Source organism: Paenibacillus sp. FSL R7-0333, from assembly GCF_038000365.1.
Classification (GTDB): domain Bacteria; phylum Bacillota; class Bacilli; order Paenibacillales; family Paenibacillaceae; genus Paenibacillus_AQ; species Paenibacillus_AQ silagei.
This window is the reverse complement of sequence record NZ_JBBOBZ010000001.1, coordinates 3,739,038-3,751,659: the sequence shown is the minus strand read 5'-3', so window position 1 is coordinate 3,751,659 and position 12,622 is coordinate 3,739,038. Positions and strand designations below refer to the sequence as shown.

Below are 12,622 nucleotides of genomic sequence, written 5' to 3'. Positions count from 1 at the left end.
ATTGCACCTATGTCAGATTTTAATACAGAACATGAGAATCAGCCGCTGAACCGGACCCTGTTGAATGAAGCCGGGCTGGACCCCAAGGAACCCGTGGATCTTAATAACTGTGAGAAGGAGCCCATCCATATTCCCGGACTTATTCAGCCGCATGGTGTATTGCTGGCTGTAACTCAGGACACAGCTCCTAGGATTGTCCAGGCCAGTCTGAATACGGGTAAGTTACTGGGAACAGCTGCAGAATCACTGTTAGGAACGCCTATGGCTGACCTGGTAGGCCCGGAGCAGCTGAAGATGATGCTTGAACGCAGTGTGAATGCGAAAGAAACAGCAGATTTACAATATATAGTTATAACGATTAAAGTGGCAGATCAGCCGGTGGACTTCTTCTGCATCATTCACGAAAGTGAAGGGTTGATGATCGTTGAACTGGAGCCTGCCTCCATCGATCAGAGCGACAGCTCCAATGACTTCGACTGGATCCGCACGTTCTTCGGACGGCTGAAGCATACGGCGAACCGTCTCGAAGCCAGCCAGGCCGCCGCCGAGCAGGTGAAGGAGATGCTCGGTTATGACCGGGTCATGATCTACGAATTCGATGAACAGTGGAACGGCAAGGTGATTGCGGAAGCCAAGGAAGAAGGACTGGAACCGTTCCTTGGCCATCATTATCCTGCGTCTGACATTCCGAAGCAGGCGCGTGAGCTGTATCTGCGCAACTGGCTGCGAACAATCGTCGATGTGAACTATCTTCCGGTTCCGATCACCCCGGTGCTGCAGCCGCTTACCGGTAAGCCCTTGAACCTCAGCTTGTCCATCCTCCGTAGTGTGTCTCCGCTCCATATTGAGTATTTGCAGAATATGGGGGTAGGCGCAACGACCACCATCTCGCTGATCAATAATAACAAGCTCTGGGGACTGATCACCTGTCATCACTATTCTCCCAAGTATGTCCCGCACCGTATCCGTAATCTGTGTAATTTCCTGGGCGCCTTCTTCTCGAGTGAGCTGTACCAGCGTCAGCAGCTCGACAATTATCAGACGGAGCTGGAGCTGCGGACCAAGGCGATGAGGATTGTCGATATTTTCACAGGTAACGTCAGCTCTTCCCGGGTGATTGAACAGCTCGGCGATGAAGAGCAGACGCTACTGGGTATGATGGAGGCTTCCGGCGCAGCCGTGTGTTATCAGGACAAGCTGATGCTGTTCGGAGTAGCACCCTCCCAGGAGCAGGTGCGGGAGCTTGCCGGCTGGCTGGCAGGGAAGTCGAAGGATTACACCTACTGCACCTCCAGGCTCAGTCTGGAATATGAATCAGCCAAAGCTTACAAGAATAAAGCCTCCGGTGTCATCTATCTCTCCCTGACTCCAGGACACCAGAATTACATGATCTGGTTCAGGCCTGAGGTGGTCGAGATTGTGGACTGGGCCGGAGATCCGGCTAAGGCTGTCATTCAGGAGAATGACGGACAGCGCCTGTCTCCCCGCAAGTCCTTTGAGAAATGGCGGCAGGTGGTTCAGTCCACCTCACTTCCGTGGAGAGAGCAGCATCTTAACATTCTGCCTCAGCTCAAATCTATTCTGCGTGGACAGACCGAGAACCAACTGCGTCAGGCGGAAGAACAGGCCCTGCAGAATGCCCGCAGTCTGCGCCACAACGAACAGCGGTATCTGCAGCTGATGGATCTGTCTCCGGTAGCCTTCTTCATGATTACCGATGATGTGATCGCCTACTGCAATAACCGTGCAGTGGAGCTGATGGGTGAAGAGAAAGGAAAATCCCTGATCGGGCAGCCGTTCCTGAACTATGTGCAGGAGTCTTACCGGCCAGCCCTGGAGCAGCACTTCACAGACCTGAGCCAGAATGTGACCCAGTTCGTATCCGATCAGGGACAGTTCCTGAGCAGTGACGGGCAACCGCTGGACGTAAGCCTGAGTCTGGCCTCGGTTATTCATGGCGGCAGACCATCCATTATGGCGGTGCTTAACACTGGAACCGGTACAGAGGCGAAGGGTGAAGCCTATATCGATGCGGCCAATCAGATGCAAAGTTATCTGACGACCGATTCACTAACCGATCTGCCGAACCGCCAGGCCCTTGTGCATGAGCTGGATCAGCGCTGGGAGGATACGCTGAATACCCGGGAACCCTTGCTGCTGCTGTCGATTGATATCGATGATTTCCATTCCTATAATGCGGTACACGGGCTGAAGGGCGGCGATCTCTGTATCCAGTCGGTAGCCGACGTACTGAATATCATCAGCATCACGCACGGCACCTTCGTGGCCCGCTTCAGCGGGGCGAACTTCATCCTCACGATGGCGGGTGCGTCCGCCTCCCAGGCGGAGCAATTAGCCGAGTCAGTCCGTCAAGGTGTCTCCGATCTGCAGATTCCCCGCGACCGCTTTGAAGAGGAAGGGGTGGTCACTGTAAGCATAGGCGGCCTGTTGAAGGTACCTGTTCCCTCTGACCGCCCGTCTGACTTCATTGCCAAGGCGGAGAAGGCTCTTTATGAGGCGAAGTCTGCCGGGAAGAACCAGGTCGTGTTTTATTAAAATAAAATTTATATGCTTCACACTATAAACTATCCTTCTATTTCTCGCTGAAACGGTACCGTCCTTTAAAAGGACTACGAAGCCGTTTCTACTTGACACCCGCTAGTACTATCGTGTATCCAGAGAAGAAGCCGGATGAGTCCATATTGGACTTGTCCGGTTTTTTTAGAAAGAATTTATATGTTTTGGGGCCCCCGCAAAGTTTTTGGGTCATCACCTACGCTAAAGCTCCACTTTGTGGGGTTATTTTGCTGTCCTATTCGTCCAATCCCCCGCAGGTAATCCGCATACATTACAGAGTAACCGTTGGTGCTGTCCAGAATCTTGTATACCATCATCCACATGATCCGCATTATCCAGAGCGAGGTGAACCACATTGTCTGTAGAGAAGCATACGCTGGCGGCAGGAACGCCCTATGCCACACCTTATTATGTCATTAGCAGCGGTGTCCCCGGACCTGTATTCATGATCATCTCCGGTGTTCACGGCAATGAGCCGGCGAGCAGCCGTGCAGCGCAAGGCATCGCCAGCCGGCTCAGCCGGGGAGATCTGATGCTGCGTTCAGGAAAGCTGATTATCGTCCCGCTGGTGAATCAAATCGCACGGCGCAAGGGGATTCGCGGGAAGCCCGACCTGAACCGTACCTTCCCGCGCGGACAAGGCGCCCCGGCCCGTCATCCATTGTCGGCAGCCGTATGGCAGCTTGCCTTGCGCTACCGTCCCTCGTGGGTACTGGATCTGCATGAGGCGAACGGGTTGTCCGAGCTGAATCCGAAGCGGGTCGGCCAGACTCTGATCATCAGCCCGGTCAGCCGGGCGCATGGACTGGCCAAGCAAATTGTGATGCGGATGAATCAGACGATCACGAATAGAGCTTACCGCTTCAACATACGGCATAGGGAGCGTGCAGGAACTTCCCGGATGGCCTTCCAGCGCCTGCTCGGTGCCCGGGCGGTGACCGTAGAGACCTGCTGGAGCCTGGATTATGCCTTAAGAGTAAGGCTGCAGAGCGAGATCGTATACCACTTTCTACGGTCTCAGGGAATGATCGGCTAATTACGGGTATGACACTAGGAGATTGACACAACTGAATATAGTGTATATAATATATATATACACTAGTTACAACAAACACAAAGGAAGCTGATGCTGCTGCATGAATATCGTGATATCAAGTACATCTGGCGAACCCATCTACGCCCAGATTGTGGGACAGGTCCGCCAGATGATTCTCCAAGGCGAGCTGGTCTCGGGTACTCCGCTGCCATCGATCCGCTTACTGGCGAAGGAGCTGCAGATTAGCGTCATTACCACAAAGCGGGCTTATGAGGAGCTGGAGCGGGAGGGGCTGATCAACTCGATTGTCGGCAAGGGGTCTTTTGTCTCCGGGGCCGATCAGGAATATATCCGGGAACAGCGGCTGCGGATGGTAGAGGGCAAGCTGAAGGAGATTATTGACGAGAGCAGACAACTGGGCATGGAATACGCTGAACTCGCGGAGATGCTGAAGCTGCTCTATGAGGAGGAACAGGAATGAGTACTGTAATTGAGCTGGACCATGTAACGAAGAGCTACGACCGTTTTGAGCTGAAGGATATTTCGTTATCGATTAAGGAGGGTTACATTACCGGGCTGATCGGCCCGAATGGTGCAGGCAAGACCTCAATGATCAAGTTGATGATGGGCTTAATCTCGCAGGATCAAGGGGACATCCGGGTCTTCGGCCAGAACAACCGTCAGGAGCAGGCTGCGATTCGGGGGCGGATCGGCTACGTCTCGGATGAGAGCTTCTATTATGAGCATATGACCGTGAAGCAGATGAAGAACATTATTGCTCCGTTCTATCCCGGTTGGAACAACGATACATATCTGAGATTTCAGGAGCAGTTCAAGCTGTCGCCGGGCAAGAAGATTAAGGACTTGTCAAAGGGGATGAAAATCAAATTCTCACTCGCCGTAGCCTTGTCCCATGGTGCCGATCTGCTGATTATGGATGAGCCTACTTCGGGGCTTGATCCGATCTTCCGCCGGGAGATGCTGGAGCTGCTCAGTGAGCATATCCAGGATGAGAAGAAGTCGATTCTATTCTCCACTCATAACACTACGGATCTGGACCGGATTGCCGATTATATTGTATTCATTAATGAGGGACGGGTTGTGTTCCATGAGATGAAGGAGAGTCTGAGCGAGCGCTATCTGCTGGTCAAAGGCGGGAAGGAGCTGCTGGACCGGGATGTCCGGCGGTGGTTCGTGGGGCTGCGGGAGAACGGGCTGGGATTCGAGGGCCTGATCAGCAATCGTGCGGAGGGCGAACATTACTTCAGGGACACGGCACTCTGCGAGACACCTACGCTGGAAGAGATTATGTACTATACGGTAAAAGGGGACGAAGCCCATGCATAACTCGGTTGCGCTAATCCGCAAAGACTTCATGCTTACCCGGAAGTTCGCTTTGCTGCTGATTCCCTATTTTGTACTTATGTTATATTCCAACGCACAAGCCTATACGGTATTCGCTTTGTTACCAGCATTGCTGCTGCTGATTAACGCCTGTACGATTGATATGCAGAATAACAATCAGAAGTTTCTGGCCACACTGCCGGTGCCGAGACAACGGCTGATTCAAGCGAAATATTTGACGCTCCTGCCGCTCGCGCTGTTTAGCCTCGTCTGTACCATTGTAATGTACTATGTTGCTGTGACGCTGGGCAAGCTGGACGAGCCACTGCGCTGGAAGGAGCTGGGACTGATTACGGCGCTGGTTCCGCTGCTGGCCTCATTCTATCTCCCGCTGTATTACTGGTTAGGGCAAAAAGGGATGCAGTTCGTCAATGTAGTTTTTATGATCGTAATTATGCTGAGTTTCACTACATTTGGAAGCTTGAACAAAGAGTTTCCGGCTCTCGCTCAATGGGTTCAGGACGGTAAAATAGACAATATGCTGCCCGTAGTCATCGGCGTGCTGGCATACCTCATCATTATCTATAGCTCCTATCTGATTTCGTCGCGAATTTATATGCACAAGGATATTTAGCTTCATTGCCGGTATGAGCTTCATCCCAAGAATGACCTCACCTTCCACTGTCCAGTGGCAGTCTGAGGTCATTCTTGATCATTCACACATGGTTCACTCAGCGGAAGTTCCCGCTCCGTTCCAGGTTCTCTACGAAGTCCTTGGCTTCCTTGAGGCCCAGATTCCGCGCTTCGCGCACGACCTTGATTGCCTGGATCTTCTTGCCCTCGGCTATCAGCAGGCGGATTCTCCGCTCGAGGTCCGGTGCCAGCTCCGGGTTCTGCACGAATAAGGGAGCCGGGATGTCAGTAGCTCTGCCGCTAGCCGGGGAAGAGTACATTCCGCCGTAAGCATCTCTTTGCGCTAACCGGGACTCTAGCTCATTCACACGTCTCTTCAGACTGAACACACTCAGCATAAGCAATAGCGCCAGCACCAGAGCCAGAATGGCGATGAGATCGATCGTATCCATATGTTCCATAGGCATTGCTCCTTCCTTAATTATCTACTACCCGTAAGAAGAAAGAATGAACACTTCAGGCTTGATTGTTGATTGTATCCGCCTGGGCGGGACCCTACAATGAGTTACAGGAACAGTACACCTATTGCTTCAACGGTACGCGGATTCCCAATTCATCTATAGGAGTGATCGCAATGAACGAAGCCACACATATGAAGGCGATTCGGATACATCAATTTGGAGGGCTGGAAGAGTTAAGGTATGAGGAGGCACCGATTCCCGTTCCCGCAGCGGACGAGATTCTGATTAAGGTGGCAGGGACCGCGTTCAATCAGGCAGATGTCAAAATCCGCAAGGGCTACCTGCAAGCCTTTTTCCCGCATGAATTTCCTTACATTCCTAACTTTGAGGTGTCGGGTACGGTGGAGGCAGCAGGAGCAGAGGTTACGGACTTTCAGCCGGGGGACAGAGTCTATGCTGCACTCGATATGTCCCGGGACGGTGCTGCCGCAGAGTATGTGGTCACCAAAGCGCAGTATGCTGCGCTGGCGCCAGTCTCCCTGGAGCTATCCGATGCTGCCGCGCTGCCGATTGGTGTCTTAACCGCATGGCAGGGGTTATTCGATCATGGTAACCTGCCGCAGAGTGGGCGTGTACTGATTGCCGGAGCCGCTGGCGGGGTAGGCAGCTATGCAGTGCAATTTGCCAAGCAGCATGGAGCGTATGTTATCGGGACTTCCTCGGCGGCCAGTATGCCGATGCTTCAGGAGCTGGGGATTGACGAAATCATTGATTACACCAAGGAGAGCGTCACGGACAAGTTGAAGGATAAGGTGGATCTGATCCTCAATCTGTCCCCTGAGAGCACTGAGGTACTCAACACATGGCTGCCGCTGCTAAAAGAGGGAGGAGCGCTGATCTCGGCGGTGAATCCTGCGGACGAAATGCTGGCAGCGCAGCTTGGCGTTAAGGCACACCGGCTGTTTGCACAAGAGGATCGCACGCTGCTGACGCGGGTTGCAGAGCTGGTGGATGCGGGCAAGCTGAAGCTCTGGATTACCGGCCGTCTGCCGCTGGCCGAGCTGGCTGCCGCACATGCCATGAGCGAGGCCGGTAAGCTCCGTGGTAAGGTACTGATTACGATTTAAGACTTAGCGATCAGAGTCGACTGCATGAATAAGACCTCATTATAGATCACCGCCAGCTCCTCGGGAGTATAAGGCATCCCGCTGTGCAGCCATTCTTCCGTAATTCCGAGAAAAATGGATGCGGAATGCGCAGCGAGATACTCTGGAGGAACCGCCGGGTGGCCGGTAAATACGCCATTCATCTCCAGCTTCCGGTAGAAGCTGCGCTTGATAACCTCCTTGAATTGCCCCGGAAATGCCGCATCCCCTTTGGCCCCGAGAAATAAGCGGATTCGCTCGCCGTGCTGGTGCAGATACTCAAGGATATGCACCAAGGGCGGATAGGGCAAGCCCTTCAGATAATGCCCGGACATCTCTTCACGTACGATTTTGACAACCATCACCTGCTCCAGACCTGTCAGTATTTCCCTCTGCAGCTGCTCCAGGAGATCGTATTTATCTGTAAAATGCAGATAGAACGTTCCCCTGTTAATATGTGTTCTAAGCGCCAGCTGGCGTACGCTCACCTTGTGAAATCCTTCCTGCTCCATGAGCTGGAGGAAGTTATCCTCGATCAAAGCCCGGGTTCCCGCTGACATCCTCTCATGTATATCGCCCATAATGTGTTCGCCTCTTCCGTTAACTGCTGAAACTCTATCTTTTTAAAATAGGATATTTAAAGCCAAAATTCAAATGTTAGCTAAGCCAAAGTCTTTCTGTTTACCATAAATGAGATTAAATGGTGTATAATTGAGGGAAAGGGAGGCGATTGTAATGACTGATTTCTTCAATCCGGGACCTCATGCGAATTCGACTGATCCCGGCGGGCACAAAGCCAATCATGACGTCAATGAACAGAAGCTTCATAACGAAGGGCCTCAGGGATTCTGGCGGCAGATCTCTGATCTGGTAATTGCAGTAGCTGTTATTGCTTTGATTGTTGTTGTGATCATGTGGATTTTTTGATTATCTTTGATTATATAAGAAGCACTTAAGATTAGCACTTACAGCATGGTCGTCGCTGCGGTGAACATTTGGCCCTCCGGCCGCTGTTGTGTTTGGATTTCCTGATTATAACCGCTCCTCGCGGTAGAAATCCAAACACAGCCTTTGCTTACGATGCGAGCTTTCCTTCGGAAAGCTTTCAGGCGGACGCTATCGCTCCTCCAGTTCCAAATTTCCCCTCCACTTCTTTTGCTTTTTTTGTTAATTTCTTTAGTGCGTCTTATATAACATCTCCACATCCGTCCCATCATAACGGTGAAATCGGGTATTGGATCGGTGAAGCCCATTGGGGGCACGGTTACGGAACCGAGGCTGCCAGAGCGGTTATTGAATTTGCTTTTACCGAAAAGAAGTATCACAAGGTCTATGCCCGGCATTTCGCCTCCAACCCGGCCTCAGGAAGAATTATGCAGAAGTGCGGAATGATCTATGAAGGCACATTGAAAGATCAAATACATAAGATTAATTCGTATGAGGATTTGGTGTATTACGGAATCGTTAATCCCGCTCATCTAAGCCAATAACCCCGAGCCACTCTTCCTTCGCCATCAGCCCTGCACTCGATATTCACTCGGCGTCTGGCCGGTGAACTTCTTGAACTGCCGCATGAAATGGACATCGTTCTCATAGCCGCAACTCGCAGAGATCTGGCAGACGCTATACGTGGTGCTCTTCAGTAAATAGGACGCATGCCCCAGCCGGTTCTGAATGATGTCGCTGACGGCCGGAATGCCGAAGATCTGCTTATAGATCTGCTGAAAATAGGACGGGCTCATGTTCATCCGCTCCGCGAGCTGTTCGACAGAGTACCAGGTGGAGGGGGAACTGAGCACTTCATTTCTCAGGTTCAGGAATGAATCATAGTACTTGCTGACCGGCTGGCTGGCCTCCACATGATGCCGCATATCGCTAAGCTTCATGAACAGGCAACGAATAATGGAGTCGATAATCTCCTGGCGGAAGCTGCCGTTCTGCAGATTCTCCCAGTGAAGCTCATTCACTTTTCTAGTGATATAGAGCGGGTCATGGGCCTTCATTAAGGTGTCCAGCGGCAGCTTCAAGCGTTCAAACCAAGCATTCGCCCCCTCCAGCTCGAAGTGAAACCAGTCATGCACCAGCGGCAGCTCTGCGTCTCTGTAGAAGTAGTGGCTGTTTCTGTTATAGATGATGTAAGTATTCGGTTCAGCATAGACGCTCCGCGTCTGAAGCCTCAGCTCCATCTTGCTCCGAAAGAATACAAAGACGTAATCGCCGGAGCCTTCCGGGCGGTCAATCGTCATGCCCTCTGGATGAATAACATTCGAACCGCACCGCTTTAGGGTGATCATACACAATTCCACCTTTTAGATGATAGATCAGTCAATCAATAGAATAATTCATTTTCTTTCCCGGGACAAGGGAGTACTCTGTGATAGTGAATATGGAGAATACTTCAGTAATGAGAAAGAGGGTTAATTCTAATATGACTGGAACAACGACGAAAGCAGCTACGAAATTCTATACCCCGAACTACCCGAGACCCCAATTTGTCCGCAGCCAGTGGCTGGATCTGAACGGAGAATGGGACTTTAGCTTCGATGATGATCACGCAGGCATTGCGGCGCGCTGGATGGATTATTTTCCGGCCACACATACCATTAACGTTCCATTCACCTACGAGACAGCGGCCAGCGGCATCGGTGAGGAGACCTTCCACCCACGGATCTGGTACCGCAAGCAACTCGTCCTGTCCCCGGCGGTAGAAGGGAAGCGGACGGTGCTGCATTTTGAAGGCGTGGATTATAAGGCGGTCTGCTGGGTGAACGGCGGCTATGCAGGAGAGCATGAGGGGGCGTATAGCCGGTTCTCCTTCGATATTACCGATCTGCTCAGGCAGGATGGCGTGAACGAGATTGTGCTGATGGTGACCGACAGCGACAGCTGTCTCCAGCCCCGGGGCAAGCAGCGCTGGGCGGGCCGGAACCACGACTCATTCTATGTGCAGACCACCGGCATCTGGAAAAGCGTCTGGCTGGAGCATGTCCATGCGACCCGGCTGGATTCTGTGAAAATGACGCCCGACATTAACCGCCAAATGATCCGGCTGGATTACCACATGCAAGGCCTGACCGAAGCAAAGGATCTCCGACTGGAGACGGAAATTACATATCAAGGCGAAAGAGTTAATCTGCATAGCCTGTCGGTGGATAGAGCTTCGATGACCGTGGAGGTCAGCATGATGGAAGGCATTAACGGGCCATGGCTGCAGAACCTGTGGTCACCGGGGAACCCGAATCTTTTTGACATCGAATTCGTGTTGTATGCGGGTGAACAGGAGATAGACCGGGTCGGTTCGTATTTCGGTATGCGCAGCATTTCGATCAAGGGGGGCCAGATCCTGCTGAACAACATCCCTCTGTATCAAAGACTGATCCTGGACCAGGGCTACTGGACCGATACTCATTTGACTCCGCCGTCAGAAGAAGCACTAATTCAAGATATTGAGGCGATTATGGAGATGGGCTACAACGGTCTGCGCAAGCATATGAAGGTGGAGGACGCCCGGTTCCTGTACTGGTGCGATGTCAAAGGGCTATTGGTCTGGTCGGAGATGGCGGCTACCTATGAATATAACGATGAAGCGCTGGAGCGTTTCACCAGGGAATGGCTGGAGGTCGTGCAGCAGCAGTATAATCATCCGTGCATCATCACCTGGGTGCCTTTTAACGAATCGTGGGGTGTGCAGAATATCCTTCATGACGTCCGGCAGCAGACATTCACGGAGGGTATCTATTATTTGACCAAATCAATAGATCCCCATCGGCCGGTCATCACGAATGACGGCTGGGAGCATACCGTGTCCGACATTCTGACGCTGCATGATTATGTGGAGCGGGGCGAAGCGTTATATGAAACTTACAGGGACAAAGACTCTATTACCGGCAGCAGCGGCACGTATAACGAATGGAAGTTTGCTTTTGCAGAAGGTTACAGCTATAAGGGGCAGCCGATCATCATCAGCGAGTATGGGGGGATTGCCTTCAAGAGCGAACACGGCTGGGGGTATGGCCAGCAGGTGGATAGCGAGGAAGCTTTTGTGGAGCGGTTCGGCATCTTGACCCGGGCGATTCAGGCCATTCCGTTCATCTCCGGATATTGTTATACACAGGTTACGGACGTTCAGGATGAGGTCAACGGCTTAATGACCGCGGAGCGCGAGCCGAAGGTACCGCTTACGCGGATACGGGAGATTAACCTGCGCCAGGGGATGTAAACTCTTTCAAAAAGCACCGAAGGGGTTGACGAACGAAGAATATTAAACTATCATTCATAATAGTTACAAAAAATTAATATATGTCAGGCAGCATTAGCCGGCAAGAAAGGAGACTGAGTTCTTTTTGAAGAAAGGAATCGTGTGGCTACTGGGTATTGTATTATTGCTATCGTTTGGATCCGAAAGAGCATCTGCGGATGACAGCTCCAGGCTTGACCAAGAGGTTAATGAGGTTATGGGAACTCCATATAAATGGGGGGGCACCAAGGTATCTGAAGGGTTTGACTGTTCCGGATTTATAATATACATATTTGGCAAGTTCAACTTAGATCTTCCGAGAACATCCAAGTCGCAGGCGAGCGCAGGCGAATATGTAGCCAAGTCCGATCTACGTCCGGGAGATCTTGTCTTTTTCGACACCGGAGGCAACGGCATCTCGCATGCAGGCATCTATGTGGGGGATAACCAATTTGCACATTCCTCAAGCAATAATGGAGTAACCATCACCAAGCTGTCTTCGAGCTACTACAAGGATAGATACGTAACCGCCAGAAGAACCATTTCGGAGAGCATGTATCAGAAGATGACTGGCAATTAAATATATTAATACTACGAGCCTCTAGAACTTCTAGGGGCTCTATTTATATATATAGACTGATCTTTAAATGATTTGACACGGGAATGAGGTGAGATTATAATGGTCGCAGCAACTATAGTCATGACTGCTATGAAGGAGGTCAACCTTGGAATTAGAACAATATATTGGTGTGAATGTGCAGCGCGCGGCACTTAAATTGAATAATTACTATCAAAAGGTAGTTAACCCGTTTGACATCACAGTGGATCAGTGGGAAATCCTAATCGTACTATGGGAAAAGGAAGGAATCACGCAAAAAGAACTTGCCGAGAGACTGCACAAGGACCAGACTAATGTTGCACGAATGCTGTTTAAGCTGGAAAAGAAGGAGTTTATATATCGTGTGGTTCATGAAACGGATAGAAGGTCTTTGCGTGTATATTTAACGCCTAAAGGACGAGATATTAAAGATGAAATTCTGGCCCCTTCCAATGAAGCCTATAATAAAACGATCCAGGGGTTATCCAAAGAAGAAGTTGAGACGTTTCGAAGGGTTCTTACTGTAATCTATAACAACGTAAAAGACTTATAGCCGACAGAGGAGTTTCTCTGCACTTAAAAGGGAGAGAC

At 51.1% G+C, this 12,622-nt stretch carries 14 protein-coding genes; 11 read left to right on the top strand and 3 right to left on the bottom strand.

The genetic code is table 11. From position 1 onward, the window contains the following. Positions 1-9 precede the first annotated feature (9 nt). The 5 genes from MKY86_RS15575 (at position 10) to MKY86_RS15555 (ending at position 5,591) form a co-directional block, all read left to right on the top strand. Complete coding sequence (locus MKY86_RS15575; protein ID WP_076085772.1) at positions 10-2,556, top strand: diguanylate cyclase domain-containing protein; 2,547 nt, start codon at positions 10-12, stop codon at positions 2,554-2,556. Between the two features lie 376 nt (positions 2,557-2,932). Continuing rightward, the gene (locus MKY86_RS15570; RefSeq protein WP_076085775.1) at positions 2,933-3,613 is read left to right on the top strand and encodes a succinylglutamate desuccinylase/aspartoacylase family protein; all 681 of its coding nucleotides are present in this window, start codon (positions 2,933-2,935) and stop codon (positions 3,611-3,613) included. 100 nt (positions 3,614-3,713) lie between these two features. Beyond that, a complete protein-coding gene (locus MKY86_RS15565; protein WP_036695325.1) occupies positions 3,714-4,094 on the top strand; it encodes a GntR family transcriptional regulator in 381 nt (126 codons plus the stop codon). Further along, positions 4,091-4,960: an ABC transporter ATP-binding protein gene (locus MKY86_RS15560; RefSeq protein ID WP_076085778.1), complete on the top strand. Its 870-nt coding sequence runs from the start codon at positions 4,091-4,093 to the stop codon at positions 4,958-4,960. The genes MKY86_RS15565 and MKY86_RS15560 overlap by 4 nt, the downstream gene beginning before the upstream one ends. Next, positions 4,953-5,591, top strand: coding sequence for an ABC-2 transporter permease (locus MKY86_RS15555; protein ID WP_076085799.1), 639 nt, complete (start codon positions 4,953-4,955; stop codon positions 5,589-5,591). The genes MKY86_RS15560 and MKY86_RS15555 overlap by 8 nt, the downstream gene beginning before the upstream one ends. Before the next feature lie 97 nt (positions 5,592-5,688). Here MKY86_RS15555 and MKY86_RS15550 read toward each other — a convergent pair whose 3' ends face one another. Then, positions 5,689-6,051 (bottom strand): ribosomal protein L7/L12, encoded by a 363-nt coding sequence (locus MKY86_RS15550; protein ID WP_340827164.1) that lies wholly within the window; start codon positions 6,049-6,051, stop codon positions 5,689-5,691. 173 nt (positions 6,052-6,224) lie between these two features. Here MKY86_RS15550 and MKY86_RS15545 point away from each other — a divergent pair, with 173 nt between their 5' ends. Then, positions 6,225-7,178: a zinc-binding dehydrogenase gene (locus MKY86_RS15545; RefSeq protein ID WP_083685768.1), complete on the top strand. Its 954-nt coding sequence runs from the start codon at positions 6,225-6,227 to the stop codon at positions 7,176-7,178. On the opposite strand, the gene MKY86_RS15540 is transcribed toward MKY86_RS15545, so the two are convergent. Beyond that, positions 7,175-7,777, bottom strand: coding sequence for a TetR/AcrR family transcriptional regulator (locus MKY86_RS15540; RefSeq protein ID WP_076085803.1), 603 nt, complete (start codon positions 7,775-7,777; stop codon positions 7,175-7,177). The genes MKY86_RS15545 and MKY86_RS15540 overlap by 4 nt on opposite strands. A 154-nt stretch (positions 7,778-7,931) precedes the next feature. Here MKY86_RS15540 and MKY86_RS15535 point away from each other — a divergent pair, with 154 nt between their 5' ends. Both MKY86_RS15535 and MKY86_RS15530 read left to right on the top strand, forming a co-directional pair. Further along, positions 7,932-8,123 (top strand): hypothetical protein, encoded by a 192-nt coding sequence (locus MKY86_RS15535; protein WP_076085806.1) that lies wholly within the window; start codon positions 7,932-7,934, stop codon positions 8,121-8,123. Between the two features lie 92 nt (positions 8,124-8,215). Then, positions 8,216-8,686, top strand: coding sequence for a GNAT family N-acetyltransferase (locus tag MKY86_RS15530; RefSeq protein WP_340827162.1), 471 nt, complete (start codon positions 8,216-8,218; stop codon positions 8,684-8,686). A 24-nt stretch (positions 8,687-8,710) separates the two neighbouring features. Here the strand turns inward: MKY86_RS15530 and MKY86_RS15525 are convergent, their stop codons facing one another. Then, positions 8,711-9,490 carry a helix-turn-helix domain-containing protein gene (locus MKY86_RS15525; RefSeq protein ID WP_076074960.1) on the bottom strand — a complete coding sequence of 260 codons (780 nt, stop codon included), beginning with the start codon at positions 9,488-9,490 and terminating at the stop codon, positions 8,711-8,713. Between the two features lie 134 nt (positions 9,491-9,624). On the opposite strand from MKY86_RS15525, the gene MKY86_RS15520 reads away from it, so the two are divergent. The 3 genes from MKY86_RS15520 (at position 9,625) to MKY86_RS15510 (ending at position 12,584) form a co-directional block, all read left to right on the top strand. Continuing rightward, positions 9,625-11,415, top strand: a complete 1,791-nt coding sequence (locus MKY86_RS15520) for a glycoside hydrolase family 2 protein (protein ID WP_076074962.1) — start codon at positions 9,625-9,627, stop codon at positions 11,413-11,415. 124 nt (positions 11,416-11,539) lie between these two features. Beyond that, complete coding sequence (locus tag MKY86_RS15515) at positions 11,540-12,013, top strand: C40 family peptidase (RefSeq protein WP_076074965.1); 474 nt, start codon at positions 11,540-11,542, stop codon at positions 12,011-12,013. Between the two features lie 145 nt (positions 12,014-12,158). Continuing rightward, positions 12,159-12,584 carry a MarR family winged helix-turn-helix transcriptional regulator gene (locus tag MKY86_RS15510; RefSeq protein WP_076074967.1) on the top strand — a complete coding sequence of 142 codons (426 nt, stop codon included), beginning with the start codon at positions 12,159-12,161 and terminating at the stop codon, positions 12,582-12,584. The last annotated feature ends 38 nt before the right edge of the window (positions 12,585-12,622 follow it).